The 26,207-nt window shown below is 72.7% G+C and carries 18 protein-coding genes; 8 read left to right on the top strand and 10 right to left on the bottom strand.

Annotation, left to right across the window (positions count from 1 at the left end; genetic code table 11):
* The first annotated feature begins 110 nt into the window (after positions 1-110).
* The 3 genes from AB0J87_RS52925 to AB0J87_RS52915 are packed head-to-tail and all read left to right on the top strand — an operon-like array spanning position 111 to position 4,253.
* Complete coding sequence (locus tag AB0J87_RS52925) at positions 111-2,048, top strand: histidine kinase (protein ID WP_363981007.1); 1,938 nt, start codon at positions 111-113, stop codon at positions 2,046-2,048.
* A gap of 60 nt (positions 2,049-2,108) precedes the next feature.
* Positions 2,109-3,587 carry a pyridoxal-dependent decarboxylase gene (locus tag AB0J87_RS52920; RefSeq protein WP_363981005.1) on the top strand — a complete coding sequence of 493 codons (1,479 nt, stop codon included), beginning with the start codon at positions 2,109-2,111 and terminating at the stop codon, positions 3,585-3,587.
* 60 nt (positions 3,588-3,647) lie between these two features.
* Positions 3,648-4,253: a response regulator transcription factor gene (locus AB0J87_RS52915; RefSeq protein WP_363981078.1), complete on the top strand. Its 606-nt coding sequence runs from the start codon at positions 3,648-3,650 to the stop codon at positions 4,251-4,253.
* Between the two features lie 24 nt (positions 4,254-4,277).
* On the opposite strand, the gene AB0J87_RS52910 is transcribed toward AB0J87_RS52915, so the two are convergent.
* Positions 4,278-5,060, bottom strand: a complete 783-nt coding sequence (locus tag AB0J87_RS52910) for an alpha/beta hydrolase (RefSeq protein ID WP_363981002.1) — start codon at positions 5,058-5,060, stop codon at positions 4,278-4,280.
* Between the two features lie 57 nt (positions 5,061-5,117).
* On the opposite strand from AB0J87_RS52910, the gene AB0J87_RS52905 reads away from it, so the two are divergent.
* On the top strand, positions 5,118-5,576 hold the full coding sequence (locus AB0J87_RS52905; protein ID WP_363980999.1) for a MarR family transcriptional regulator: 459 nt from the start codon (positions 5,118-5,120) through the stop codon (positions 5,574-5,576).
* 9 nt (positions 5,577-5,585) lie between these two features.
* On the opposite strand, the gene AB0J87_RS52900 is transcribed toward AB0J87_RS52905, so the two are convergent.
* Positions 5,586-6,692, bottom strand: a complete 1,107-nt coding sequence (locus tag AB0J87_RS52900) for an FAD-dependent monooxygenase (protein ID WP_363980996.1) — start codon at positions 6,690-6,692, stop codon at positions 5,586-5,588.
* A gap of 98 nt (positions 6,693-6,790) precedes the next feature.
* Between AB0J87_RS52900 and AB0J87_RS52895 the strand changes: the two genes are divergently transcribed.
* On the top strand, positions 6,791-7,366 hold the full coding sequence (locus tag AB0J87_RS52895; protein WP_350731735.1) for a helix-turn-helix domain-containing protein: 576 nt from the start codon (positions 6,791-6,793) through the stop codon (positions 7,364-7,366).
* Positions 7,367-7,429: 63 nt separating this feature from the next.
* Complete coding sequence (locus AB0J87_RS52890; protein ID WP_363980992.1) at positions 7,430-8,533, top strand: hypothetical protein; 1,104 nt, start codon at positions 7,430-7,432, stop codon at positions 8,531-8,533.
* On the opposite strand, the gene AB0J87_RS52885 is transcribed toward AB0J87_RS52890, so the two are convergent.
* A complete protein-coding gene (locus AB0J87_RS52885) occupies positions 8,530-13,257 on the bottom strand; it encodes a GH92 family glycosyl hydrolase (protein WP_363980989.1) in 4,728 nt (1,575 codons plus the stop codon). The two genes, AB0J87_RS52890 and AB0J87_RS52885, sit on opposite strands and share 4 nt — an antisense overlap.
* Before the next feature lie 152 nt (positions 13,258-13,409).
* Positions 13,410-13,907, bottom strand: a complete 498-nt coding sequence (locus AB0J87_RS52880; protein ID WP_350731730.1) for a hypothetical protein — start codon at positions 13,905-13,907, stop codon at positions 13,410-13,412.
* 158 nt (positions 13,908-14,065) lie between these two features.
* On the opposite strand from AB0J87_RS52880, the gene AB0J87_RS52875 reads away from it, so the two are divergent.
* A complete protein-coding gene (locus AB0J87_RS52875; RefSeq protein WP_363980984.1) occupies positions 14,066-14,626 on the top strand; it encodes a GNAT family protein in 561 nt (186 codons plus the stop codon).
* 55 nt (positions 14,627-14,681) lie between these two features.
* On the opposite strand, the gene AB0J87_RS52870 is transcribed toward AB0J87_RS52875, so the two are convergent.
* Entirely contained in the window at positions 14,682-16,046 is a 1,365-nt protein-coding gene (locus AB0J87_RS52870) for an FAD-binding oxidoreductase (RefSeq protein ID WP_355200107.1), read from the bottom strand.
* A 75-nt stretch (positions 16,047-16,121) separates the two neighbouring features.
* Between AB0J87_RS52870 and AB0J87_RS52865 the strand changes: the two genes are divergently transcribed.
* Entirely contained in the window at positions 16,122-19,211 is a 3,090-nt protein-coding gene (locus tag AB0J87_RS52865) for a BTAD domain-containing putative transcriptional regulator (protein ID WP_363980980.1), read from the top strand.
* A gap of 94 nt (positions 19,212-19,305) precedes the next feature.
* Here the strand turns inward: AB0J87_RS52865 and AB0J87_RS52860 are convergent, their stop codons facing one another.
* From AB0J87_RS52860 to AB0J87_RS52840, 5 genes are all read right to left on the bottom strand, one after another.
* The gene (locus AB0J87_RS52860) at positions 19,306-20,751 is read right to left on the bottom strand and encodes an OmpA family protein (RefSeq protein WP_363980978.1); all 1,446 of its coding nucleotides are present in this window, start codon (positions 20,749-20,751) and stop codon (positions 19,306-19,308) included.
* An 85-nt stretch (positions 20,752-20,836) separates the two neighbouring features.
* Entirely contained in the window at positions 20,837-22,003 is a 1,167-nt protein-coding gene (locus tag AB0J87_RS52855; RefSeq protein WP_363980975.1) for an acyl-CoA dehydrogenase family protein, read from the bottom strand.
* A gap of 86 nt (positions 22,004-22,089) precedes the next feature.
* Positions 22,090-22,716: a substrate-binding domain-containing protein gene (locus tag AB0J87_RS52850; protein ID WP_363980972.1), complete on the bottom strand. Its 627-nt coding sequence runs from the start codon at positions 22,714-22,716 to the stop codon at positions 22,090-22,092.
* A 51-nt stretch (positions 22,717-22,767) separates the two neighbouring features.
* Positions 22,768-24,561, bottom strand: coding sequence for a trypsin-like peptidase domain-containing protein (locus tag AB0J87_RS52845; RefSeq protein ID WP_363980969.1), 1,794 nt, complete (start codon positions 24,559-24,561; stop codon positions 22,768-22,770).
* A gap of 180 nt (positions 24,562-24,741) precedes the next feature.
* Entirely contained in the window at positions 24,742-26,109 is a 1,368-nt protein-coding gene (locus tag AB0J87_RS52840) for a HAMP domain-containing sensor histidine kinase (RefSeq protein WP_363980966.1), read from the bottom strand.
* Between the last annotated feature and the right edge of the window lie 98 nt (positions 26,110-26,207).

Raw genomic sequence — 26,207 nt, 5'->3', positions numbered from 1 at the left:
GCCGGAGTGATCTCGGCGCAGAGGGATCGTGACATCGGGGGCATAGCCGCTGATAGTGTCGCTGTACTCGGCCGGGTATGCATTTTGCACGGTTCACGAGGAGGGGCCGGGTGGCGCGGACCGCGGACGATCTTCCGCTCCGGCTGGCCCGAGTCATGCTGTGGGCCTCGTTCGGCATCCTGTTCTCCATCCGCGCGCTCGCCGGGCTGGACAGCGGCGCCGGGCCGCTCGGGGTGCTGCTCCCGATGGCGTCGTACCCGCCGCTGGTCGCGCTGGCGGTGCGGCGCTGGAGCCCGGCCGTCCGGTACGCGCTCCTCGCGGCCGTGGTGCTGCTCTACTTCCTGCCGTTCCCGGTCGTCGGCGAGTCCTGGGACTGGGTGCCGTGGACCGTGGCCGCCGCCGTCCTGTGCGCTCTTCCCCGGCGGGCCGCCTGGCCGCTGTTCGTCCTCGTCGTGGCCGCGGCCGGCGCGTCCGTCCTCGTGCTGGGGTACGACGCCTATCCGGGGGAGGAGATCCAAGCCCTCCTCGGGTACATGATCATCACGGCGGACGACGGTCTCATCGTGTTCGGCCTGTCCGCGCTCGTCCGGGCCGTCGAGCAGGTGCACGGCACCCGGGAGGAGCTGGCCCGGGTGGCCCTGGCCAAGGAGCGCCTGCGGCTGGACGGGGAGTTACGCGGCGTCCTCGGCGGAAAGCTGCGGGCGATCGCGTTCCGGATGCGGAAGGCGGCCCAGGAGGAGCCCGGGGACGCTCGGAGCGACCTCCGGGAAGGCGTCGAACCCGCCCGGCGCGACCCCGGGGGAGATGCCGAACTCGCCCGGCGCGACCTCCGGGAAGGGGTCGAGCTCGCGCGGCGCACGCTGGCGGAGGTGCGGGCCACGGCCGGCGCCTACCGTGCCGCCGCTCCCCAGGAGGCCCCACCCCCGATCGAGTCGCCGCGCCTGGCCCGGCACGTGCTGCTCGCGGTCCTGCTCATCCAGTGCGTGCTCGTCCTGAGGGTCATGGCGCCCACGCACCCCTACGACTGGCCGGCCTTCGCTCTCGCGGCGGCCCTGCTGGCCGCCGTCGTCATCCTCCAGGTGCTCCCGCCGTCGCGGGCGGCGCTGATCGCGCAGAGCCTGCTGATCCTGCTGCCGCTGGCCGTCTTCCCCGAGGCCTGGGACCGCTTGCTGAGCGTCTTCACGGGCAAGCTGCTGCTCAACGTACGGCCGCCGCTCTCCTGGGCGATGACCGGGCTCGTCCTGGCCGGGCACCTCACCTGGCTCCTCCACTCCGTGGACAGCGGCGCGCTGTTCGTCGACGACGTCGCCGCGGCGCTCTCCCAGTTCGGCGGCCACATCATGATCATGTGGCTGGTGTACTGCCTCGGACGGCTGAGCGGACTCCTCACCGTGCTTGAACGGATGCGGCACGAGCTCGCCGAGGCGGTGGTCCGCCGCGAACGGGTGCGCGTCGCCGGCGACCTGCACGACGTGCTGGGCTTCAGCCTGTCGGCGGTCGCGCTGAAGGGCGAGGTGGCCGAACGCCTGCTGGACACCGACCCCTCCCGGGCCAGGTCCGAGATCGCCGCGCTCGGGTCGCTGGTCGAACGAGCGGTGGCGGAGCTCGGCTCCATCGCCGGGGACCGGGTCGAGCTGCGGCTCCGTACCGAGGTCGACGCGGCCCGCGAGGTGCTGGCGAACGCCGGCATCGAGGTGGTGACGAGCGTCGGGACGGGCTCGCGCTCGCTGGCGGCGGAGGCCGACACCGCGCTGGCCGCCGTGCTCCGTGAGGGCGTCACCAACGTCCTGCGCCACAGCCGGGCCCGCACCTGCGAGATCACCGTGTCGGAGGCGGCGGGGTCCGTACGGCTGCGGCTGGTCAACGACGGCGCCACCGAACCACCAGGAGAGCGGGGGACCGGGCTCGACAGCATCGCGTCGCGGACCGGCGGGCGGCTGACGGCGGGGCATCGCCCCGGTGGCAGGTTCGAGGTGCTCGCCGAGTTCCGCACGGATCCGGCCGACACCACCCAGGCCGCCCAGGAGGCGAGCCGCCCGTCCCAGTAGCGTTCGAGGAGGAGAAACCGTACGACCGCGGTCCATCTGTCCATCCCGTCCGGAGCCCGCATGTCTTCGCATCCGACCGTCGTGCCCGACCTGTCCGGCGGCGTCTCCGGCGCCGCCGCCCTGGAACCTCTGCTGCGCACGGTGCTGACCGCCCTCTCGGAAGGCGCGGCACGGCGCGGCGGGCCGATCCCCGCCGGTACGCCCGGCGCGCTCTTCGCGGGAGTCGCCCAGGGCTTCGCCGGGCCGGGCGGTGACGCCCTGCGCCGGTTCACCGAGCTGGTGGCCGCCGGCAGCGCCGACCCGGCCGACCCGGCCTGCGCCGCGCACCTGCACTGCCCGCCGCTCGCCGTCGCCGTGGCCGCCGACCTGGCGATCTCCGCGCTCAACCCGTCGCAGGACTCCTGGGACCAGGCCCCCGCGACCACCGCCCTGGAGACCCTCCTGCTGGGTGAGCTGGCCGGATTGGTGGGCTACCCGGACTCGGCCGCGGGTGTGCTCACCTCCGGCGGCACCGAGTCCAACTTCATGGGCCTGATGCTGGCCAGGGACCGGGTGCTGGGTCACGCGACCGGCCACCGGATCGAGCGGAGCGGCCTGCCGGCGAACGCGCCGCAGGCACGGATCTTCGCCTCCGCCGCCGCCCACTTCTCGACACGGCGCGCCGCGGCGCTGCTGGGCCTGGGCGAGGACGCGGTCGTGACCATCCCTGTGGACGGCGAGCTGCGGATGCGGCCGGAGGAGCTGGCCGCCGCGCTGCGGGAGTGCGTCCGGCGGAGCGAGCTGCCGATGGCCGTGGTCGCCACGGCCGGCACCACCGACACGGGCGCGATCGACCCGCTGGGAACCTGCGCGGCGCTGGCCGCCGAGCACGGGGCCTGGCTGCACGTGGACGCCGCCTACGGCGGTGGCGCCCTGCTGTCCGACCGGCTGGCTCCGCTGCTGGCGGGCATCGAGCGGGCCGACTCGGTGTCCCTGGACTGGCACAAGCTGGGCTGGCAGCCCGTCGCCGCGGGCGTCTTCCTGGTACGGCGGGCCGAGACGTACGAGTCGCTGGAGCGGCGTGCGGCCTATCTCAACCCGGCCGACGACGAGGAGGCCGGCTACACCAGCCTGCTGGGGCATTCGCTGCGCACCACCCGCCGCCCCGACGGCTTCAAGATCGCCGTCACGCTGGCGACCTTCGGCAGGGACGGCCTGGGCCGCCTCGTGGACACCTGCCACGATCTGGCTCGGGCGGGAGCGGCGGCCGTCCGCGTCCATCCCCGGCTGGAACTGCACGCCGACCCGGTGCTGACGGCGTTCCTCTTCCGGTATCTCCCGGCGGACTCCGCCCTGGCGGATCGGGTGAACGCCGGGCTGCGCCGCCGCCTGCTCCACGAGGGACGCGCCGTCGTCGGCCGTACCGAGCTCCCGGGAGCGGGGCCGGGCCGCGTGCGGCTCAAGCTCACCCTGCTCAACCCGCACACGACCGCTGCCGAGGTGGAGCGGCTCGTCCACCTGGTCGCCGCCGCGGGCAAGGCCGAGGAGGAGACACTGTGAAACGGGGCCTCTAAGCTGAGTGATCGTGACGACGCGGCGAGCCGAATTGCGCATATGAGCGTGGTCCGCGTTCTCCTCGCGGAGGACATGCTCCTCCTGCGCGAGGCGCTCGTGGAGCTGCTCCACCTCCACGACGGCATCGACGTGGTGGCCCAGGTGTCCAGCGGGGCGGAGATCGTGGCGGTGGCGGAGCGTCACCGGCCGGACGTCGCGGTGATCGACATCGACCTGCCGGGGATGGACGGCATCACGGCCGCCGCCGAGCTGAACGACCGGCTGCCCGACTGCCGGGTGCTCATCCTGACCGCGCTGAGCAGGCCGGGCGAGCTGCGCCGTGCGCTCGATGCGAGGGTCGCCGGGTTCGTCCCCAAGGACATCAGGCCCGGCGACCTCGTCGCCGCCATCCGGACGGTCGCCGCCGGCGGCGAGGTGGTGGACCCCACCCTGGCCATGACCGCGTTGCGGGCGCCGGAGAGCCCGCTCACCCAGCGCGAGACGGAGGTGCTGCGGATGTCGGCGACCGGCGCCCAGCCCTTGGAGATCGCCGAGCGGCTCTTCCTCACCTACGGCACGGTCCGCAACTACCTGACCTCGGCGGTCGCCAAGCTGGGCGCCCGCAACCGGATCGACGCCATCCGCATCGCCTCCGAGGCCGGCTGGCTCTGACCGCGGCCCGCGCTGAACGGCATCTCACGATGCCGCAGCGGACGTGAAGTCCTCGAGGATGTCGTTGAAGAGGTCCGGGCGCTCCATGTTGGGGTAGTGGGCGGCACCGTCGATCGAGATCGCCCGCCCGTCGGCCACGGTACGGGCGAGGCGTTCGGCCATGCCGATGTGGTCGGGCGAGTCGAGGGCGCCGTTGACGGCCAGCACGGGAACGCCGATCCCGGCGACGCGCTCCCAGGTGTCGCGGACCGGGACGAGCAGGTCGGGCTCGCCGGCGGTGTGCTTGGACATGGTGGCCCTGGCCATCCGGCGCAGGCGGCCGGCGACGCCGGGGTCGAGGTCGTCGAGGGCGCGGTGCGGGCCCGCGGCGAACAGCATGAACCCCTCGACGGAGCCCTCCAGATCGCCGGCGGCCATCGCCGCGTGCCAGGTGGCCAGGGCCCGGGTGGTCCAGGGGTCGGTGAAGTACGGCTCGCCGGTGCCGGCGCCGCTGACGACCACGGCGGCGACCAGGTCCGGATGCTCCAGCGCGGTGTCGACCGCGATGCTCGCCCCCATGGACACGCCCGCCAGGACCGCCGGCCCCGTGTCCAGGTGGCGCAGCAGCGCGGCGAGGTCGTCGGTGAGCCGGTACGGCTCGGTGGGGTTGGCGGAGCGGCCGTGGCCGCGGGCGTCGGGCGCGATGACGCGGTAGCGCGAGGCGAGGCGGGGAATCTGGTCGTCCCACATGCCGTGGTCGACGAAGCCGCCGTGCAGCAGGACGAGGGGGCGTCCGGTGCCGGTGTCGAGCCAGAACAGATCCTTCATGACAACCAAGGTGTCATTTTCGCGCGTGAATGACAACCTAGGTGTCATCATGGTGAGGTGAGTGACACGAACCGCAGCCCGGGCGACCGGCTCACCGAGGTGTTCGACCTGGTGGGGCCGCTGTACCGGCGCGCCCAGCGCAAGGTGGAGCAGGACGCGCCCATCGAAGGGCTGTCGGTGGGGGTGCGGGCCGTGCTCAACCTGCTCCGCGAGCACGGGCCCATGACCGTCCCCCAGATGGGGCGGGCGCAGGCGTTGAGCCGCCAGTTCGTCCAGCGGATGATCAACGACGCGGCCGGGCGGGGGCTGGTCGAGTTCGTGGCCAACCCGGCGCACAAGAGGTCGTCGCTCATCCGGCTGACCGAGCAGGGGCGGGCCGTCATCGTCGCCGTGATCGACCGCGAGCGCGCCGAGCTGCGCCGGATCGGCGGCGACCTCACCGACGCCGAGGTCACCGCCTGCCTCCGGGTCCTCTCGCGCCTGCTCGGGCATCTCGACGACATCGACATGGACTGAGCGGGACCTTCATCCCACGGTGTAGTCCTTGAGCGGCACGACGTCCTCGGCCACCTCGACCGGGGGCTCGGTGGGCGGCTGGAGGAACCAGCGGGCCGCGGCCCGGCCGTGCAGCTGGTTGCGCTCGACGTAGTCGCGCAGCCGGCCCTCGTACGCGGCGAAGGCGGTGGCGTGGTCCGGGGCCTCCGCCAGCTCGCCGGCCAGCACGTACGCGCCGATCAACGCCTGCGAGGTGCCGCGGCCGGAGGTGGGCGCCGCGCAGTACGCGGCGTCGCCCACCAGCGCCACCCGGCCGGCCGACCACGAGTCCATCACGACCTGGCCGGAGGAGTCGAAGAAGAACTCCTCGGCCTCGCTCATGGCCTCCAGCAGCCGGGGCACCTCCCAGCCCGCGCCGGCGAAGTGCTCGGCCACCAGCTTCTCCTGCTGCCGGCGGTCGCGCCGGTCGTAGTCCAGGTGGTCGGCCCCGAACGACAGGCCGACGCGGAGCTCGCTGTTGCCGCGGGCGGCGAAGGCCAGCGCGCTGCGGCCGCTGGTGTTGTGCATCAGGCCCGTGCGGTCGAGGCCGAACAGGTTGGGCGTGGTGAACAGCGCGCCGTAGATGCCCAGGTGGCGGACGTAGCGGGACTCGGGGCCGAAGGCGAGCCGGCGCACGGTCGAGTGCATCCCGTCCGCGCCGATCACCAGGTCGAACGTACGGGACCCGGCGCGCTCGAAGGTCACGTGGACGCCGGAGCCGTCCTGGTCGAGCCCCGTGATCGTGTCGTCGAAGAGGTAGTCGGTGGTGTCGCGGGTGGCCTCGTACAGGATGGCCGTCACGTCGGACTTGAGCACCTCCAGGTCGCCGGAGATGGCGGTGGCGGGCAGCTCGGTCAGGGGCGCGCCGGCGTCGTCGACCAGCGTCATCCCGGTCATCCCCGTCTCGTGCCGGCGCATCTCCTCCAGCAGGCCCATCCGTTCCAGCACCTCCAGCGCGCTGCCGCGGAAGTCGATGGCCGCGCCGCCGCCGCGGACGACCGGGGCCCGCTCCACGATCGTGGGCGCGTGGCCGTGCCGGTGCAGCCAGTAGGCCAGGGCGGGGCCGGCGACGCTGCCGCCGGAGATCAGGATCCGCATGGGGACTTCCCTTCTCGGTTGGTGTGGGGCAACCGTACGCCGAGTTTGGGCAAATGCGCAAGACAAATGTCTCATGCGTGCGTGCTAGGCTGCCTGCCATGGGAAACCGGGAGGATTTGCTGGCCGGGGCGCGGCGCTGCCTGGAGGAGAAGGGGTGGGCGCGCACGACCGTCCGCGACATCTCGGCGGCGGCCGGCGTCAGCATGGCCGCGATCGGCTACCACTTCGGCTCGCGCGAGGCGCTGCTCAACGCGGCGCTGGTGGAGGCCATGCGGGAGTGGGGCGAGCAGATCGGCGCCGCGATGGCCGCCGTGGACGAGGCGGCCGCGCCCGGCGAGCGCTTCGAGGCGCTCTGGGAGCGGCTCATCGCGTCGATCGGCGAGCACCGCACGCTGTGGCTGGCCAATCTGGAGGCCATGGTGCAGGCCGAGCACTCGCCGGAGCTGCGCGACGAGCTCGTGGCCGGTCAGCGCGAGGGCCGCCGCGGCATGGCCGCGCACCTGGTGGACGGCGACGAGGCGGACCTCGCCGAGCGCGAGGTGCGCACCGTCGGCTCGGTGCACCTCGCGCTGCTGCTGGGCGTGATGATGCAGTGGCTCAACGACCCGGACCAGGCTCCGACGGGGGCGGAGGTCCTGGCGGGCCTGCGCGCGCTGACCGCCCGGATGGGGTGAAGTTCGTCAATCGTTCAGCTCGGCGCAGCCGGCCGGATCCCGGGCAGGCGCCATCATGCCTCTGTGTACCGCATCCCGGTGGCCGTCGTGCTGGCGGCGCTCACCATGGTCACGCCGGTCGAGGCCGACTCCGGCTGGCAGGTCGGCTTCCGCGGCGGAGCCCGTACGTACATCGCGGATCTCGCCGCCACCGGGCCGGCGGACGCCTGGGCCGCGGGCCGGCGCGAGACCAAGCAGCTCGATCCGCGGACCGGCTCGCCCGTCACCGCGCCGTTGATCAGGCACTGGAACGGCAGGGAGTGGACGGAGTTCGCCGGCCCGGGCGGGTCCCTGCGTGAGATCTCCCTGATCGAGGCGTCCTCCCCGGCCGACGTGTGGATCGCGGGGAACACCGGCGCCGGCTCGGTGCTGTCGCGCTGGGACGGCAGGCGCTGGCGGCTCATGGGGTCGGGCCGGACCACGATCACCGATCTGGACGTCCCGGACGGCGAGCACGCCTGGGTCGTGGGCCGCGACGACCGTACACGGGGAGTGTTCTTCAAGCGCTATCACGGCGGCCGCTGGACGAGCCTGCCCGCGCCGGCGTCCCTGCGGGAGATCAGCGTCCGCACGCCCGGAGAGATCTGGGGCTGGGGTCCCTCCGCCGTCATGCGCTGGGACGGCAAGGCGTGGCACCCGGTGGCGCTGCCCGCCGTCGCGGTGCCCGCGGCGGCCGTGCCCGCGTACGGACCGGTACGGGTCCGCTACGACGCGGTGCTCGCCGCCGCGAACGGGGACGTCTGGATCGCCGCCGGGTTCCAGCAGGGCGACTGGACGCAGCCGGGGGCCGTCCTGCTGCACCGGAGCGGCGGGACGTGGGAGCGGCTCCGGCTGCCCGGCGACCACGTCACCACCCTGTCCGGCGACGGCTCGGGCGGCGTCTACGCGGCGACGACCCGGCAGTCGATCACCGCGACCCCGGACGGCCAGGACCCCTACGCCTACACCACCCTGTCCATCGACGCGCTCCGGTACGCCGGCGGCGTGCTGACCCGGCAGAGCGTCACCCCGCCGGCGACCGGATTCGCATGGACGGACCTCGTCGCCGTGCCGCGTACGGGCTCGGCGCTGGCCGCGGGCTTCGCCTGGAAACCTCCTCAGGGAGACGTGATCTTCCGCAACCCCTAGCGCCGCAGGTCCAGCCGCACCCTGGCCAGCCAGGACCCCCAGCCGTTCTCCGGCCGGCTGTCCCCGATGCGCAGGTAGAACGTACGGGCCTCGCCCCGCAGCTCGTCGAGGTCGAGCGTGCGCGCCGAGCGGTTGGACAGGTCGCGCACGTCGGCGCTCTCCCGCAGCACGGTCCGCCAGCTCCGGTTGTCGGCCGAGACCTGCACCAGGAACTGGTTGCCGATGTCCAGCGTCACCGAACCCCCGCTCACCTGGGCCGGCAGCTCGAACCGGTAGGTGGCGTGGCCGTCGCCGTCGGTGAAACGGGCGCGCCCGTCGAACACCTCGCCGTCGAGCTGGGACCCGTCGGCCTCCAGCAGCCACGGCTCCTCGGCCGCCGTGCCGGGCGTGAACTCCACGGTGTCGCCGACCACCGTGACCGTCACCTGCTCGGAGGCCGGCCCCTGGTCGGAGGTCGCGGCGAGCCGGATCGGATGGCTGCCGGGACCCGCCGTCGCCGGCACCGTCACCTGGAACGTGACGGTCTGGGACGCGCCCGGCGCGACGGGACCGAAGGTGACCCCTCCCGAGGGCTGGACGGTCCAGCCCTCGGGGCCGGTCGCGGTCAGCCGTCCGGTGGCGGGCCGGTCGGCGTGGTCGGACACGGTCACCGGGACTGTCACGGTCTCCCCAGGAGCGGCGAAGACCCCGGCGGCCTCGATGACCAGCGGTGACGTGGCGGGCGGCGCGGGGGCGAGCAGCTCGATCTCCGCGAGCGACGTGCCGCCGGTGAACCTGATCCGGTAGTGGGCGTACGCGCCAGGATGCGCGATCTTGAACGGACGGGTCTGCAGCCGCCACGGGAAGCTCTCACCGGCCCGCTCGTCGAGCACCTTCCACGACGTGCCGTCGGCGGAGCCCTCCAGGACCCATCCGGACGGATCCTCGGAAGGCTGTCCGGCGCCGGAGGTGAGCGTGTAGTAACGCGCCTCCCGGTCGCCGTCGAAGGTGTATCGCACCCATTCGGGCAGCGTCGCCCGGGTGGCCGAGTCGTCGTCGAACAGCGCGCTCACGTCGGCACCGCCGGCCGCCGACGCCGTGCCGCGTCCCGGCCCCGTGAGGTCGTGCAGCGGGGCGGGGATCCCGCCGTCGTCGGTGATCGAGGGCGGGGCGGCGTTCCTGCCCGTGCCCCAGCGCGACGGCTTCGGCCCCATCTCGAACACCAGCTCGCCGCCCTTGGCGATCAGCTCGTGCGGAAGGTACGTCTTGTCGTACGCCCTGCCGTTGACCGTCAGCCCCTGCACGTAGACGTTGCGCGGGCTGTTGCCCGGCGCCTTGATCACCAGCTTCCTGCCGCCCTCCAGGTGCACCGTCGCCTTCTTGAACAGCGGCGAGCCGATCGCGTAGTAGGGGCTGCCCATCTGCAGCGGGTAGAACCCCAGCGCCCCGAAGACCTGCCAGGCCGACATCTCCCCGTTGTCCTCGTCGCCGGGGTAGCCCTGGCCGATCTCGCTGCCCAGGTACAGCCGCGAGAGCGCCTCGCGCACCTTGGCCTGGGTCTTCCACGGTTGTCCCGCGTAGTCGTACATGTAGGCGATGTGGTGCGAGGGTTGGTTGCTGTGCCCGTACTGGCCCATCCGGATGTCCCGGGCCTCGCGCATCTCGTGGATGATCCCCCGGTACGAGCCGGGGAACGCCGCCGTCTCCTGGGTGGCGAAGAACGCGTCCAGCTTGGCGGCCAGCTTGTCCGCGCCGCCGTACAGGTTGGCCAGGCCGCGGCCGTCCTGCGGGACGTGGAAGGCCATGTTCCAGCCGTCGGTCTCGGTGTAGTCGAAGCCCCACGTACGCGGGTCGTAGGCGCTCGGCTTGAGCCGGAAGGAGCCGTCGGCGTTCCGTCCCTGGAAGAAGCGCACCGCCGGGTCGAACAGGTGGACGTAGTTACGCGCCCTGTTCCGGAAATATTCGTACTCCTCCAGGTAGCGGGCACGCTCCGCTCCCGTGGATCGCTCGGCCAGCGCCTTGGCCATGTTCGCGATCCCGAAGTCGTTGATGTAGCCGTCCATCGCCCACGACATCGCCTCGCCGGTCGACTGGACGCTCGTGTACCCGAGGAAGACGGAGGTGTTCAGGCCCTTGCGGCCCACCTGCCGGGTGGGCGGGGCGACGGTGGCGTTCTTGACCGCGGCCTCGTAGGCGGCCACGGCGTCGAAGCCGGTCACCCCCTTCAGGTACGCGTCGGCGAAGGCGACGTCGGAGCTGGTGCCGACCATCAGATCGGCGTACCCGGGCGAGGACCACCGGGAGATCCAGCCGCCGTCCAGGCACTGCCGCACGAACCCGTCGATCATCTCCCCGGCCGCCTTCGGCGTCAGCAGCGCGTACGCGGGCCAGGTGGTGCGGTAGGTGTCCCAGAAGCCGTTGTTGACGTACACCTTCCCGTCCGCCACCTGCGCCCCGGTCTGGGTGGGCGTGCTGGGAGGGGTGCTGGTCGCCGACTGTACGGCGTGCTTGTGGACGGGCGCGGCCGCGGTGCCGGTGTTCTCGAAGCCGGAGTTGGGATAGAGGAACAGCCGGTACAGGTTGGAGTACAGCGTGACCAGCTGGTCCCGGCTCGCCCCTTCGACCTCGATGACGCCCAGCTTGGCGTCCCACGCCCGGCGGGCGCGCTCGCTGACCGTCTCCAGGGTGTCCGAGGCGGCGATCTCCAGCTCCAGGTTGTGCCTGGCCTGGTCGATGCTGATCAGCGAGGACGCGATGCGCATGGTGACCGTCCTCGTCGTGCCCGCGTCGAAGGACAGATAGCCGAGCACGTTGTCCCGGCCCTGGCCGGTCAGCTTGCCGCCGCCGGTGACCGGGCGGTCGAAGACGGCGTAGTAGAACATCCGCGTGGCCCCGGTGGACAGGTCGCTGCGCACGTCGGAGTAGCCGGTCACCACACCGCCGGCCGGGTCCAGGGTCAGGCCGCCGCTGTTGTTCACGTTGTCGAAGATCAGCTTGGCCTCGGTGCCGGGGAAGGTGAAGCGGGCCAGCGCCGCGTGGTCGGCCGGAGCGATCTCGGTCTTGAGCCCGTTGTCGAAGGTGACCGCGTACAGGTGCGGCTGCGCGACCTCCCGCTCGTGGCGGAAGGCCAGCGCGCGGGCGGTACGGGACGGGTTGGGCACCCCCTCGGCCGCCGAGGGCATGAACTGGAACGTCTGCCGGTCACCCATCCACGGGCTGGGCTCGTGACTGGCGCTGAACGCCTGGATCTCGGGCAGGTTGGCGGCGTTGCCGGCCCGGTGGTACTCGTACAGCCAGCTCGTCGAGCCGGCGTTGGTCATCGGCGTCCAGAAGTTGAACCCGTGCGGCACCGCGGTGGCCGGGAAGTTGTTCCCCCGCGAGAAGCCGCCGGTGGAGTGCGTCCCCCGGGTGGTCATCACGTACCGGGCAGGGCTGCGATCGTCGTGTGCCGGGCGGCCCTCGTACGGCTGCCGCCTCCGCTCCGAGACGATCCTGATGTCGTCCACCCACCCGCGGAACCCGGCGGGCCCTGCCGGGCTGTCGTAGGCCACCAGGATGCGGCTGATCCGCTTGCCCTTGGCGACCTCGCCGATCTGGGCGCGCTTGTAGTTCCACTGGTCGGCGTACAGGGTCTTGGACTCGCCCTGCGCGCGCGGCGCCAGCCGGACGCCGTGCTGGTCGACGGCCTTGAGGTCGCTGAGGTACGTACCGTCGCGGAAGGCCAGGTCCACCGAGACATACGTGCTGGGGTAGCGCAGGTCGGCCGCGGTGAACTCGGGGAAGACCACGTAGGACAGCTCCGTCGTGGCCGTGACCGGGATGTCCACCTCGAACACCTTGTTGGTGGAGTGGCCGCCGGTCTCGGCGGTGGTGCTGCCCGCGTACTGGAACGCCCGCAGGCCGGAGAAGCCGGCGCGCGGCTTGGACACGAACCCGCCGTTCGGCCCCGCGCCGATCTGGCTGCGCATGTCGCTGGGCGGCGTGGGGCCGGTCCGGCCGTCCGACAGCTCCCACTCGGCCAGCTGCAGGGTCGAGCCGCCGCCGATCCGGGTGACGTTCAGCCGGTAGTGGGTGTAGGCGGTCGGGTTGGCGAAGCGGTACTCCTTGCGCTGGAAGCGCGCCGTGAACGTCTCGCCGGTCCGGGTGTCCAGGGTGGTCCAGCTCTGCCCGTCCTGGGAGCCCTGCAGCTGCCAGTCGCGCGGGTCGCGTTCGGGCGCGTCGTTGGCGGAGGTAAGCGCGTAGTGCACGACCGCGACCGGGGCGGCCAGGCCGTACTGCGCCCAGCCGGCGCCGGCGAACACCAGCCACTTGGTGTTCGCGTCATCGTCGGCCAGGTTCTCCTTCCCCTCGCCGCCGGAGGCGTTCTCGCCGCTGGCGCTGAACCGGGCGATCTGGTCCGAGATGCTGCCCTCGATGCGTCCGGGCAGGGTGCCGATGACGTTCGCGGCCTTCTTGACGCCGCGGGCGTCGGTCTCTGTCGTGTCGGCCCACGTCGGCTGCGGGTCGCCGGGCTCGAAGGAGGAGGCGAAGGCCGCGCCCTCGGCCCGGGCCAGGGCCTGCCCGTCCCGCGCCGCCCGCTGCGTCTCCGCCGCGGGCGGAGCCGGCTCGGCGGCCTGCGGGCCGGGGGGCGGGCTGTAGGAGGGGTTGGGGGTCGGAGTGCCCGAAGGGCCGGGATTGGGCACGGGCTCAGGGCCGGCCGGGCCGGTCAGCGCGGCGGCGGGTGCGGCGAGGGCGAGGGTGGTCACGGCGCATAAGACCGCCATCATAAGAGATCGTTTACGACGGGACGGGGAAGGCCAGAGGGTGCTCACAGCGGTCTCCCAGGAGGAGTGATGACAACGTTGTCAACCCCGATCTGTTAAGGAAGTTTTCAAATCGGCGGCGCCGTGTCAAGACCTCAGTGGGAGCCGACCAGGGTCTTGAGCGCGATGATGGCCAGCCCCATCGCGAGGTTGGCGGCCCCGGAGAGGGCCACGACCCGCGCGGAGGCCCGGGCCGTGACGGCCGCCGCGACGGCCCAGGCCGTCTGGCTCGCCACGGCGACGACCAGCGCCACCCAGGTCGACGCCTTGTCGGACAGACCCAGCGACGAGGCGAAGGCGGCGCCGATGGCAGGGGGGAACGAGGCCTGCGCCACCGGCCAGTCGTGTCGGCCGGCCGTGCGCAGCCGCTCCCAGGTCAGGGGCTGGGTTCTGCTGGACACCACCCAGGCGTAGACGTGGGCGAGCCAGAACACCACGCCCGTGCAGATCAACACGACCACGAGGTCGCCCGCGGACACCGGCGTGCCGTCCACCGCGCTGCCGGCCACGACCGAGGCCGCCAGCAGCGAGCCGTACACGGCCCCCGCGAACTCGGTCCGCTCCTGGCCGCCCTCGGTGTCATGCGTGTCCATGGCAGCAGTGTCGTCGGGCGCCCGCCGGGCCCGGCCGGTCGGCGTGCGGGACGATGCACAGTTTTGGGCTGTTCGGGAAGATCGCCAACCTGCCCCGCCGCGCCGCGTGAGAGGATCTGCTGGCGATATGGCCTGGTTTTCGATCGTTGGGGGGAACGATGTTCGCAATATCCCTGGGCGAGGACGGCGCGGAGCTGCGGCCGCTGGAGCCGTGGTCGGCCGAGGAGTTCCTGGCCCACATGGACCGGGCGCGGGAGTTCGTCGGGCAGTTCATCTCGTTCGCGGACAGGGCCACGGACCTGGAGTCGAGCCGGTCCCTGCTCCTGAGATACGCGGAGAAGGCCGCCACCGACACCGGGCGGATCTACGGCATCTGGTTGGACGGCACGCTGGTCGGCGGGGTGCTCTTCCGCACGATGGACGTCCTGACGGGCGTCGCGGAGGTGGGCTGCTGGCTGGAGCCGTCGGCGGCGGGCAAGGGCCTGGTGTCCAGGGCCGCACGGGTGATCATCGATTGGGCCGTCGAGGAACGGGACATCCACCGCATCGAGTGGGTGGTCGCGTCGGAGAACGCGGCCAGCATCGCCGTGGCCCGGCGGCTGGGGATGACCAAGGACGGCGTGCTGCGGGAGAGCTACCCGTACCGGGGCAAGCGGCACGACATGGAGGTCTGGTCGGTGCTCGCGCCGGAGTGGCGCGCGGCCAGGCAGCCGTCCTAGCGTGACCGGCACCCGCCCGCCGTCCGGGCGGGTGCCGGGCTCCTCAGGGACTTCCTCAGGGACTGACGTGGGCGCAGTGGCGGAACACGTCGCCGGGGTCCCAGGCCGCCTTCACCTGCTGCAGCCGGCGATACCTGCGCACACCCATCGCCCAGCGCACCCGGTCGTCGTCGGCCTGCTCCAGGTTCAGGTAGGAGCCGGTGACCCCGTGCTTCCTGATCGCCGAGGTCACCTCCTCCACCCAGGCGAGGTTGGCGGGGTCGTCGCCGGGATCCACCCAGACGCCGACGGGGTGCACCAGCCAGCGCCCGCCGTGGCGGCTGGGGAAGGCGGAGTCCGGCGCCGTCCTGACCGCCTCCGGCAGCGGCGAGACGATCAGCTGCGACAGCGGGCTCGGCGCGGCGATCGCGGCGTCCTGCAGGTCGGAGATCAGGCTCGGCTCCAGGCCGGGCACGAACTCCGCCGACCACCTGTTGCGCCGCCCCGGCTGCGAGCCGTCGTCCAGCATCGACTGCAGCGCCAGGTACGGCATCGGCTGGACCGCGTCGAACAGCGGCGTCGCCGCCTCGAACAGCGGCCGGATCACCTCGGCCCCCGCCTCCGGGTCGCCGAGCCAGACGGGTGCGATCGCGAGGATCGGCCGCCCCACCACGTGCCCGGGCACGAACGGCGCCGGTGGCGCCGTCAGGAAGACCGCCGCGGGGGCGAAGTCGTCGTGCCCGGCCGAGTGCAGCCGGTCCAGGGCCTCCAGTACGGCGGGCGCGTCGGACACCCGGTAACCGAGCATGCCGCCGAGCACCAGCGGGCCCAGCGGGTGCAGCCGGAAGGTGAACGACGTGACCACGCCGAAGTTGCCGCCCCCGCCGCGCAGCGCCCACATCAGCTCGGGCTCGCTCTCGTCGTCGGCGACGACCACCCGGCCGTCGGCGGTGACGAGCTCGACGGCGATCAGGTTGTCGCAGCTCAGCCCGTACTTCGCGGACAGCCAGCCCTCGCCGCCCCCGAGGGTGAGCCCGGCGACGCCGGTGTGGCTGATCCGGCCGCCGGGCACGGCCAGGCCGTGCGCCTGCGTGGCCTGGTCGACCTCGCCCCAGATCGCACCCGCCTGAACGACGGCCGTCCGGGCGGCCGCGTCCACGGTGACGCCGCGCAGCGCCGACAGGTCGATCACGAGGTCGCCGCCGAGCGCGTGCCCGGCCACCCCGTGCCCGCCGCCGCGCACGCTGACCTCCAGGGCGTGCTCGCGTGCGTAGGACAGCGTCCTGACGACGTCGGCGGTGCCGCTCACCCGCACGATCGCGGCCGGCCTGCGGCTGATCATGCTGTTGTGCAGGGCCCGGGCGTCCTCGTAGCCGGCGTCCCGCGGGGTGAGGACCTCTCCTTGTACGGTGGCTCGCAGGTCCGTGATGTCGTGTGTCATGAGGCCAGCCTGAGCGGATGACCTTGCACCCCCGTTTCACGGGCGTCTCACGGAATTCGCTGAGATAATTCCGCCATGCCCTCCCTCCCCGGCCTGGACGTCCTCGTGCTCGGACCGGTCACCGTCCGTGCCGGAGACGCGACGATCGTGGTGGATCGCCTCCTTGAGCGCGCGCTGCTGACCCGGCTCGCGCTCGCGGGCGGGTCTCCGGTTCCCGACGCGCGGCTGGCCGCCGACCTGTGGGGGGAGGCGGAGCTGGCCCGTCCCACCGAACGCCTGCGGGTCCTCGTCTCCCGCCTGCGCGCCGCCCTCCCCGCCGGCCCCGGGCAGGGCCCGGGCCGGTCGCGGCAGGCCTCACCCCTGGTCAGGACGCCCGGCGGCTACGCGCTCGACGCCCACGCCGCCGACCTGGTCAAGGCCCGGTCCGCCGCCGAACGTGCGCACGCGGCGGCCAGGTCCGGTGACCACGCGGGCGCCCGGGGCTCGGCGGCGCAGGCGCTCGGGCTCTGGCGCGGCAGCGCGCTGGCGGATCTGCGGGCGATCCCCTATGCCGAGCTGGAGGGGGAGCGGCTGGAGGCGTGGCGGCTGGACCTGATGGTGCAGCGGCTCACCGCCGACCTCGCCCTCGGCGCGGCGGCCGAGGTGAGCGCGGAGCTGGAGCGGCTGGCGGACGAGCATCCGCTGCACGAGCGGGTGTCCTGCCTGCTCGCGCTGGCCCTCTATCGCACCGGCAGGCAGGCCGACGCGCTCGACCGGCTGGCCAGGCTCCGCCGCAGGCTGGCCGATGCGCTCGGCGTCGACCCGGTCCCGGAGACGGCGGCGCTGGAGCTGCGGATCCTCCGCCAGGATCCGTCCCTGCAGCTCACGAACACCGCCCTGGCACAAGGCGTGATCGCACCCGGGCAGGAGCCGTCCCCGCTCTCCGTCGCGGAGCCGTCCCTGCTCTCGGCCGGGTCGCCGGGGCCGCCCCCTGTGGAGTCGCCCGCCCCGGATCAGGTTCGCTCCCGGGTACGCCTGCCGGGCCCCGCGACGAGCTTCGTCGGCCGGGACGGCGAGCTGGCGGCGCTGGTGAGACGGCTCGCGCGGCCGGGGCTCGTCACGCTCACAGGCGGGCCGGGCAGCGGCAAGTCTCGGCTCGCCATCGAGGCGGCCAAGGCCGTGGCCGAGGCCCCGGCGGCGGAGCCCAGGGCGGTGACCCTGGTGGAGCTGGCGCCGTTACACCGGGAGGGGGCGGTGCGCGCGGCGGTGACGGCGGCCGTGGGGCTGGAGTCGGAGTCCGACGATCCCCTGCCGGAGCTGGCCGCGCGCCTGGACGGCGGGCTGCTGGTGCTCGACAACGCCGAGCACCTCGTGGACCAGGTGGCCGAGCTGGTCACGGGGCTGCTGGGCCGTACCGACGGGCTGGCCGTGCTGGTCACCTCGCAGCTCCCGCTGCTGGCGGCGGGGGAGGAGCTCAACCGGGTCGGACCGCTGCCCGCGCACGCGGCGGCGACGCTGTTCACCCAGCGATGCGCCCCCGACCAGGTCGGCGCCGAACCCGCCGCCGTCGCGGCGATCTGCGCCGCCGTGGACCGGCTGCCGCTGGGGATCGAGCTGGCCGCCGGTCTGACCCGTACGCTCACCGTGGCGCAACTGGCCGCACGGGTCGAGGACCGGCTGCGCCTGCTGGTGGGCGGCGGACGCACCGCGGGTGGCCGGCACACGAGCCTGCGCGCCGCCCTCGACTGGAGCCACGACCTGCTGGCCGAGCGGGAACGGCTGGTGCTGCGGCGGGTGTCGGTGTTCAGCGGCGGCTTCGACCTGGAGGCCGCCGAACACGTCGTGCCGGCCGTGCCGGGCGACGCCGTTGGAGAGGGTGTGACCGTCGGGGACGTCGCGCCCGCGCTGGCCGAGCTGGCGGACCGGAGCCTGGTCACCGTGGAGACGTCCGGGGGCGGGCGGCGGTTCGGGCTGCTGGAGACCGTACGCGACTACGCGCGGGCGAAGCTGCTCGCCGCAGGGGAGACGGAGGGCGCGCTGGCCGCCCATCTGGGCTGGTGCGTGGCGTTCGTCCGCCGGCTCGGCGCGCCGACCGACTTCCTCGCGGCGGAGGAGGTGTCGGCCGTGTTCGCGGAGTGGCCCAACCTGCTCGACGCGCTGGAGCGCGCCCCCGGCACCGAGCGAGCGGCCGACGGCCTGCGGCTGGCGCTCGAACTGCACACGCCGTGGCTGATCCGCGGCTGGTACGGCGAGGCCGAGCGGCATTTCTCGGCCCTGGCCGACGCGCCGGGCAGTACGCCGACCGAACAGGCGACCGCGCTGAGTGACCACGCCTTCGTCTCCACCATGGTCGGCAAGTTCGACGCCGCGGCCGAGCTGCTGACCAGGGCCGCCGAGCTGGCCGAGATCGCGTCGGACGACATGGTGACCATGAACGTCCTCTACTACCGCGGCATCGTGGAGATCGAACGCGGCCGCCTGCGCGAGGCGCTCCCGCCGCTGCTCCAGGGCCTGGAGCTGGCCGAGAGCGTCTCCCACACGCAGCGGGTGTCCGCCTTCGCCGACGCGCTCGGCACGCTCCACCTCTACTCGGGCGATGCCGAGCAGGCTCTCCAGCGCTACGTCACCGCCAACGCCTTCGACCTGGAGACCGGCGACGAGCACGGGCTGGCGCGCGGTCTCAGCAACCAGGCGCAGGCGCTGCTGGGCATGGGCCACCTCAAGGAGGCGCTGGCGTGCGCCACCGAGTCCGACCACTACGCCGCGCGGCTGGACGACCGCCAGATCCTCCCGCTCAACGAGCTGATCAGGGGCGCCGTCGCCATGGCCGAGGGGGAGCTGACCCGGGCGGAAGCCCATATGCGCACGGCCGTCGGCTACGCGGTCACCGACGGCTCCGGGGCGAGCATGGCGCACATCGACCTGGCCGACGTGCTCATCCGGCGCGAGGAGCTCGGCGAGGCGGCGGCGCTGCTGGACGAGGTCTACGCCGAGTCGGCCGAACACAGCACGCCCTGGCTCGCGGCCCGGGCCGTGTCGGCGGCGCTGGCGCTCGCGGGCCGGGACCGGCGGCGGGCCGGGGAGCTGGCGGAGGCGACGGCCGCCGCCTACACCGCCTCGGGCTTCGGCTGGCCCCGCTACGCCGCCCGCCTGGAGGAGGTCAGAGCCGCGCTCGCCACCCCATGACCGGCCCGCGAAACACCCGGACTCAGCTCGCCGCGACCTCGGTTTGGGACGCGTGCGGGGTCAGCTCGCCACCTCGGCCAGGAAGCATGCGGAGTCAGCTCGCCACTTCAGCCGGGAGTGCCTGGTCGTAGCCGCCGACCTGGACCTTCACCGACGGGACGTTCGTGCTCGGCGCCGGGAAGAGCCCCCACAGCGTCACCTCGGCGCCCGCGGGCACCGTGTCGAGCTTGCCCGGCGCGAAGGAGGCGCTCATCGTGCCGACGAAGTCGAAGTACGTGGGCTCGGCGAAGCCGCACAGCTCCTGCCGGCCGTTCTGAGCCGCGATCGACAGCTGGCCCGAGGTGAGCTCCTTGGGCGTGAAGTGGTTCTCGTACTCCAGGGACGCGGCCTCCGACCCGGGGTTGGTGACCTTGACGCTCGCCAGGAGGTAGCCCGACAGCCGCCGTACGCTCTCCACCTGCACCTGGAGCCCCGCGTCGGTCAGGTCGGTGCCCGTCTCCGGGGCCCGCACGGTGGTGTCGCTGTCGATCTGCACCTCGACCCGCCGGTTCTGCGCCCGCCCGTCCGGGTCGTCGCTGCCGTCGAGCTTGGTGTTGGGCGCCACGGGCTCGCCCTCGCCGTGCCCCTTCGTCCGGTACGCGAAGCCGTCGCCGAGAGAAGGACGCAGCACCTGGCTGACGGCCGCGGCGCGTTCCTGCGACAGCGTCTGGTTGTCGGAGGTGCCCCCGATCGCGTCGGTGTGCCCGTCCACGGTCACCGATCCGGACGAGGCGGAGACCCGGCCGCGCAGCGCCTCGATGGCGGACTTGGCCGACGGTGACAGCTTGGAGCTGCCGAACTCGAACAGCACGTCGCTGGGCAGCCGGAACGCCTCACGCGTGCCGCCCGTCGTCTTGCACACCAGCGGACCGACCTGGAGCTTGTTGTGCGGGCCGCGCAGGGCGGGGTCGTCGGCCGGTTCGGCGTCCGTGATCGGCACGGTCACCGGGAGCAGGCCGTTGAGCACGACGAGCATCTCGGTGGCCTCCTTGGGCGGCGCCGCGAAGACCGCCGTCACCGGAGCCGACCCGCCCGGCTCGATGTCGACGTCCGCGCTGATCCGCCCGTCCGGGCCCGAGCTGCCGATCAGGCCGTAGGCGGTGCCACGGGGCAGGTCCACCAGGGTGATCAGCTGCTCGCGGCTGTCGAGGCCGAGCGTGCCGAGCGAGATCTCGTCGTCCGTGCCGTTGAAGAGCTCGAACTGCAGCGCCAGCTCGTTCTCGCCGGACCTGACCAGGCGCAGGTTCCGGCCCTCGACCGGCAGGGCGGACGAGGTGGGACCGGCGACCACGCCTTCCGAGGGCGACTCCGGCCGCGCGGGAGAGTCCTCCGGAGAGGGCGTCTCCTCCGGCGGGTCCTCGGGCCGGTCCTGCGCCGGGGCGTCGGGAGCCTTCACCGAGGCCGCGGGCTGAGCCGGCCGTCCCAGCGCACCGCAGGCGGAAAGGGCGAGCACGAGCGCCGCCCCGCAGGCCGCGCTCCTGGTCATGTCAGTCATTGGCATGCGGACCAGCCTGGGAGCACGGCGTTCCACGGACATTTCACCGGAGTCTCACCGCGGGACGGCGCTCATATGGCTCCAGGCCGACTTATGGCTCCAGGCCGAACAGTGCCCAGGACTCGCCCGCGGCCAGGCCGGCCAGTTCGCGGCCGCACTCCCGGAGCAGTTGCGGGCCCGAGGTGATGTGCGCGGCGCCGGCGTGGACGTCCCTGAACAGCCGCTGGATCAGCCCGTCGCGCAGCGCCGAGGTGCCGCCCGACGCGTAGACGAAGTGGGAGACCTCGGTGATCGTCGACGTGATGTGGTTGAGCGCGAGCCGCACCATCGTCTCCTGCCGTACGTCGAGCGTCCGGCCCGAGTCGAGGGTGCGTTCCACGTCGTCCCACGTCTCGCGCATCAGGGCCGCCGCGGCGCGGAACTTCGCCTCGGCACGGGCGAAGTCGGTGTGGAAGGCGTCGCTGCCGGCGATCTGCCCGGTGCGCCCGGCCCGTGCCACGGCGTAGCGGCTCAGCTCGTCCAGCAGCCGGCGGCCGACGCCGAGCGCCCAGGCGGAGTGGCAGATCAGCGCCTGGTCGACCAGGCCGAGCCGGTAGATGGCGCCGCCGCGCAGGGGCTCGTTCGTGTCGAAGACGTGCGACTGCGACTCCGGTACGAAGACGTCGTCCATGGAGTAGTCGATGCTGCCGGTCGCGCGCAGGCCCAGGACGTCCCAGTTGCCGAGCGGCTTGACGTCCTCGATCGGGGTGATGAAGATCCGGACCTCGTCGGTGCCCTCGATGGCGCCCAGGCTGTGGACGTACTGGGAGTGCAGCATGGCGGAGGCGAAGCTCCACTGCCCGCTGAGGCGGAAGCCCCCGTCCTCGGGGACGGCGATGCCCGGCCGGGTGCCCTGGCCCGCGAAGAGCGGCATCCGGGGGCCCTTGAAGATGCGTTCGACGGCCTCGTCGCCCAGGTAGGCGCCGGCCGTGCCGTTCTCCAGGCAGGTGGCCATGACCACCCAGCCCGTCGAGGGGTCGGCGTAGGAGAGCTCTCCGAGGACGGCCATCAGCTCGCTGGGCGACAGCTCGGCGCCGCCGAGCGGCACCGGCACCCATATCCCGAAAAGTCCTGCCTCGTGTAGGGCGTCCACGACGGAGGTGGAGAGTCTGCCCTGCTCCTCGGCCTGGTCCGCGTCGCGCTCGATCAGCGGGCGCAGCGCGCGGGCTCGCTCCAGCAGGGTGTTGCCCGCGGTGTGCAGTCGCGGCGTGTCGCTCATGTCCAGGTACTCCTGTTCGCGATCGTCGGCGCTCTTACTCCGTCAGATCACGTATGCGGTGCATTGTCCAGAGCCGCCGCGCAACCTCATGGGCCGGCCGCCCGGCTCGATCCGCGGACGATCAGCTCGGTGGCGAGCTCGATGTGGCGGGACTCGATCTTCTCGCCGGCGGCCAGGCGCAGGGCCGTGCGCAGGGCGATGCCGCCCATCTCGCGCAGCGGCTGGCGTACGGTGGTCAGCTGCGGCGAGGTCATGACCGCGACCTCGGTGTCGTCGAAGCCGACCACGCTGAGGTCCTCCGGGACGCGCAGGCCCCGCGCCCTGGCGGCCTGCATGGCGCCGAGGGCGCTCCCGTCGCTGGCGGCGAAGATGGCCGTCGGCGGGAGCCGCAGGTCGAGCAGTGCGGCTCCGCCCGTCTCCCCGTCGGGATAGCGGAAGCCCGACGTACGGACGTATTCGGCGGGCACGGGCACGCCCGCGGCTTCCATCGCGGCGCGGTAACCGTGCATGCGCGCCTGGCTGCAGGCCGCGTCGGCGATGCCGCCGAGGTAGGCGATGCGACGGTGCCCGAGGTCCAGCAGATGGCGGGTGGCGGACATGCCGCCGGCGAAGTTGGTGGCGCCGACGCTGGTCACAGAGGTGTCCGGCAGGTTCAGCGGGTCTTCGCGTTCACGGGCACGAGCGGGATCCCGCCCGGCATCGACGGCAGTCATGTCCCCGGGCGTCGCCCCCAGTATGAAAGGGCGGGCAAGGCGAATCCAGGACTAGGAGGGCCGGTCGTTCGGAGGCGGCGTGAACTGGCCGTAGCGGACGGCGCGGGTCCGCTCACCCGAGTGCGGCTGGGCCTGGCCGTGCGGGGGCGCAGGGTACCCGTACGGGCCCGGTCCGTAGTGGGGGTTGCCGTGGTCCGGGGCCGACCCGTACTGGGGGTTGGCGTGGTCCGGGGCCGACCCGTACGGTGCGGCGCCGTAGCCGCCGGCGTTGTACGCGACGGGGCCGTACCCGTCGGCGCCCTGCCCGTACGCCACTTGCCCGTACGCCGCCTGCCCATAGGCGCCCTGCGCCGGGGGCGGCACCTGGCCCGCGGGAAGCTGCCGCCACGACGGAGGCTGCACCGCGCCGGGCGGGGGCTGGACGAAGGACGGCTCGGAGTGGCGGCGCCGGCGCCCGCGGCCGCGGAGGACCTTGGCCAGGACCGCGACGATCACCGCGGCGACCAGCACGCCGGCCCCGATCAGCACCCACAGCAGGATCGGCTTGGGCGACTCGTCCTTGCCTGCGGAGATCGCCTGTTGCGCGTCGCTGATGTACTTGGCCACGTACGGGTGGTTCGGGAACAGCGCCTGGACCTCGCGGAACTTCGGCAGCGAGTCCGAGTAGTGGTGCCGGAAGAAGTCGTTGAGCGCCTCGTTGTAGCGGGCCGTCGTGGTGGTCTGGGCGGGCTTGATGTTCTTCTCGCCGAGCTTCTCCTTGATGATGCCCACCGGCAGGACGAAGCTCTCGCTCTCCGACGCCTCGCCGTTCTCGCTCACCGTGCCGGCGATCAGCATGCCGATGACCTTGCCGTCCTTGCTGAACACCGGGCCGCCGGAGTTGCCGTGGTAGGAGGGCGCCTGGGTCTGGATGTACGGCACGCCGGTCTGGGTGGTGCGCTTGGCGTTGTACGGGCCCTCGGTCAGCGCCGGCTCCAGCTTGGACTCCAGGCTGAAGAACGGCGTATTGGTGACCAGGCCGGGGAAGCCGCTGATGTAGAGCGTGTCACCGGTACGCACGTCGGAGTCGTCGCCGAGCGGCACGGTGGGCAGGTTCTGCTGGCCGTTGACCTTGAGCAGCGCGAAGTCCTTGCCCGGGTAGCTCTCGCCCACCGACACCAGCTCGGCCGGGACCGGCTTGGCCGTCTTGTCCACGCCGCCGCCGGGCAGGCTCTGGACCACCGACAGGCTCTGCTTCAGGTTGCGGAGCTGCATGTGGTTGGTGTTGAACGTGACGTAGATCTGCTGCGCGAGCTTGACGATCTCCTCGTCGGCCTCCAGGCCCCGCAGCCCGCTGATGATCTCCTTGGCGTCCTGCTGGTTGAACTTCGCCAGCGCCTGCCGCGCGAACAGCTGGCTCAGCTCGGTCTCACCGACCTGGACGCAGTGCGCCCCGGTGACCATGTACCCGTCGGGGGTGACCCACCAGCCGGTGCACAGGCCGCCGACCTCGGCTTCGACCGTACGCTCCGGGGTGGTCGAGGCGAGGTAGGTGTCCACGTCGGCCGCGATCTGCTGGAACAGCCACTTGGCGATGCTGCGCTCGTCAGAGGAGATCTTGCCGGACGCCACGGTGGCGGTGGCCTGCTCCACGAGCCGGTTGAACGCGGTCTGGTTGATCGTGCTGGTCGGCACGGCGACCGTGCCGGTGTAGGTGAAGCTCGTCAGCTGGACCGCGGGCTGGGTACGCGCCGCCAGCCAGGTGCCGACGGGCACGTCGGGCCGCTCATCGGGCGTGTCGGCCGCCGCCGGTAACGCGGGCAGCGCGACCGCCATGGCGACCGCCGCACCTGCGGCGATCTTCATCAATCTTGTCCTGAAATTTCCGCTCACATCCGGAAATGGTGAGGTCCGGCTCTTGTGCGTGGCTTGGAGCCGACTTGGGGGGTGTGGGGCAGCCCTCGCGGGCCGGTTTGCGTAGGCCTCGCAGGCCGGTTTGCGCCGTCCTCGCGGACCGGGATGCTCGCTCCTCGCGGACCGCGATGCTCAGTCCTCTAGGGCCGGGATGCGCAGGACGAAGCGGGCGCCGCGCTCGGAGTCCTCGATCGTGAGCGTGCCACCGTGGGCCTGCGCGATCTCGCGGGCGATGGGCAGGCCGAGCCCGGTCCCGCCTGCGTCGCGGTTGCGCGCGGCGTCCAGGCGGGTGAAGCGCTGGAAGACCGTCTCGCGCTTCCCGGGCTCGATGCCGGCGCCGTCGTCGAGCACCTCCAGCACGGCCTGCCGGCCCTGCCGCCGTACGGTGACGAGGACCTGGGACTCGGCGTGCCGCTCGGCGTTGTCCAGCAGGTTCGTCAGGAGGCGGGCCAGCTGCAGCCGGTCGCCCGTGACGGCCGCGCCCGGCTGCAGCGTGGTGACGACGTTCTTGGAACGCGGCCTGCCGGTCTCGGCGGCGACCAGCTCGCACAGGTCGACCGGCTCCCGGGAGCTCGGCGCGCCCGCGTCCAGCTTGGTCAGCGTGAGCAGGTCGGTGACGATGGCCTGGAGCCGGTCCAGGCTGGCCAGCAGCGCCTCGCCCGTCGCCCGCCAGTCGGCGTCCTCGGGGTTGAGCAGCGCGTCCTCGACCTGGGTGCGCATCGCCGTGATCGGGCTGCGCAGGTCGTGCGAGGCGTCCCCGGCGAACCTGCGCTGCTGCTCCACCGCCTCCTGCTGCTTCTTCATCGCGGCTTCCAGCCGCTCCAGCATCTGGTTGCCGGTCCAGGCGAGCGTCCTGATCTCGTCGTCCACGTTCTCCGGTACGGGGAGCCGTATCCCGCCTCCGCCCGCGGTGATCTCGGCCAGCCTCTTCGTGATGTTGTGGACGGGTGCGAGCGTCCGGGCCACCACGCGCGACACCCCGAACCAGGACAGGAGTAGCAGCAGGGCCGCCACGCAGATCTGGAAGAGGACCACTTTCAGGCTGACGTACCAGGGCACGGCCGGGGCGAAGGCATAGATGACCCACGCGCCGTCCGGCTGGTACGCGTGCATGGAGACCACCAGCTCGCACCGTCCGGGAAACGCGCGCAGGTCGCAGAACTCGGCGACGTCGTTGGCCGTGTTGCGGTGGGGGATCGCCGTGGTGATCCGGGGCAGGCCGGCCAGGTTCGACGTCGAGGAGACCACGCGGCCCGCCGAGTCGATCACCTGGATGCCGTCGAGCCCGTCGGTGTTCACCGTCGGGGGCAGCTCGTTCCGCTTGACCATGAGCAGCACGCGCAGGGCCTGGCTGGCCACGTCGTACGCCCGGATGTCGGCGGCCTCGTTCCGGATGGCGTACAGCACGAACGCGCTGACGACGACGTTCAGCAGCAACATGGCCAAGCTGGCGAGCAGCGCCAACCGCATCCGCAGCGACCGGCCCAGCCGTCTGATCACTCCACACCCCGGTAGTCAGAAGACCACATGGAGTGCGTTCGCCCCTAATTCAGGGAGATTCCCCCGCAAATCCGATAAGAGGGGCACTTAGCCGGTGT

The sequence above is a fragment of the Nonomuraea sp. NPDC049625 genome (assembly GCF_040675285.1).
In the GTDB taxonomy this organism is placed as follows: Bacteria; Actinomycetota; Actinomycetes; order Streptosporangiales; family Streptosporangiaceae; genus Nonomuraea; species Nonomuraea angiospora_A.
The sequence above is the reverse complement of the archived record's forward strand: the minus strand, read 5'-3'. Positions and strand labels throughout refer to the sequence as shown.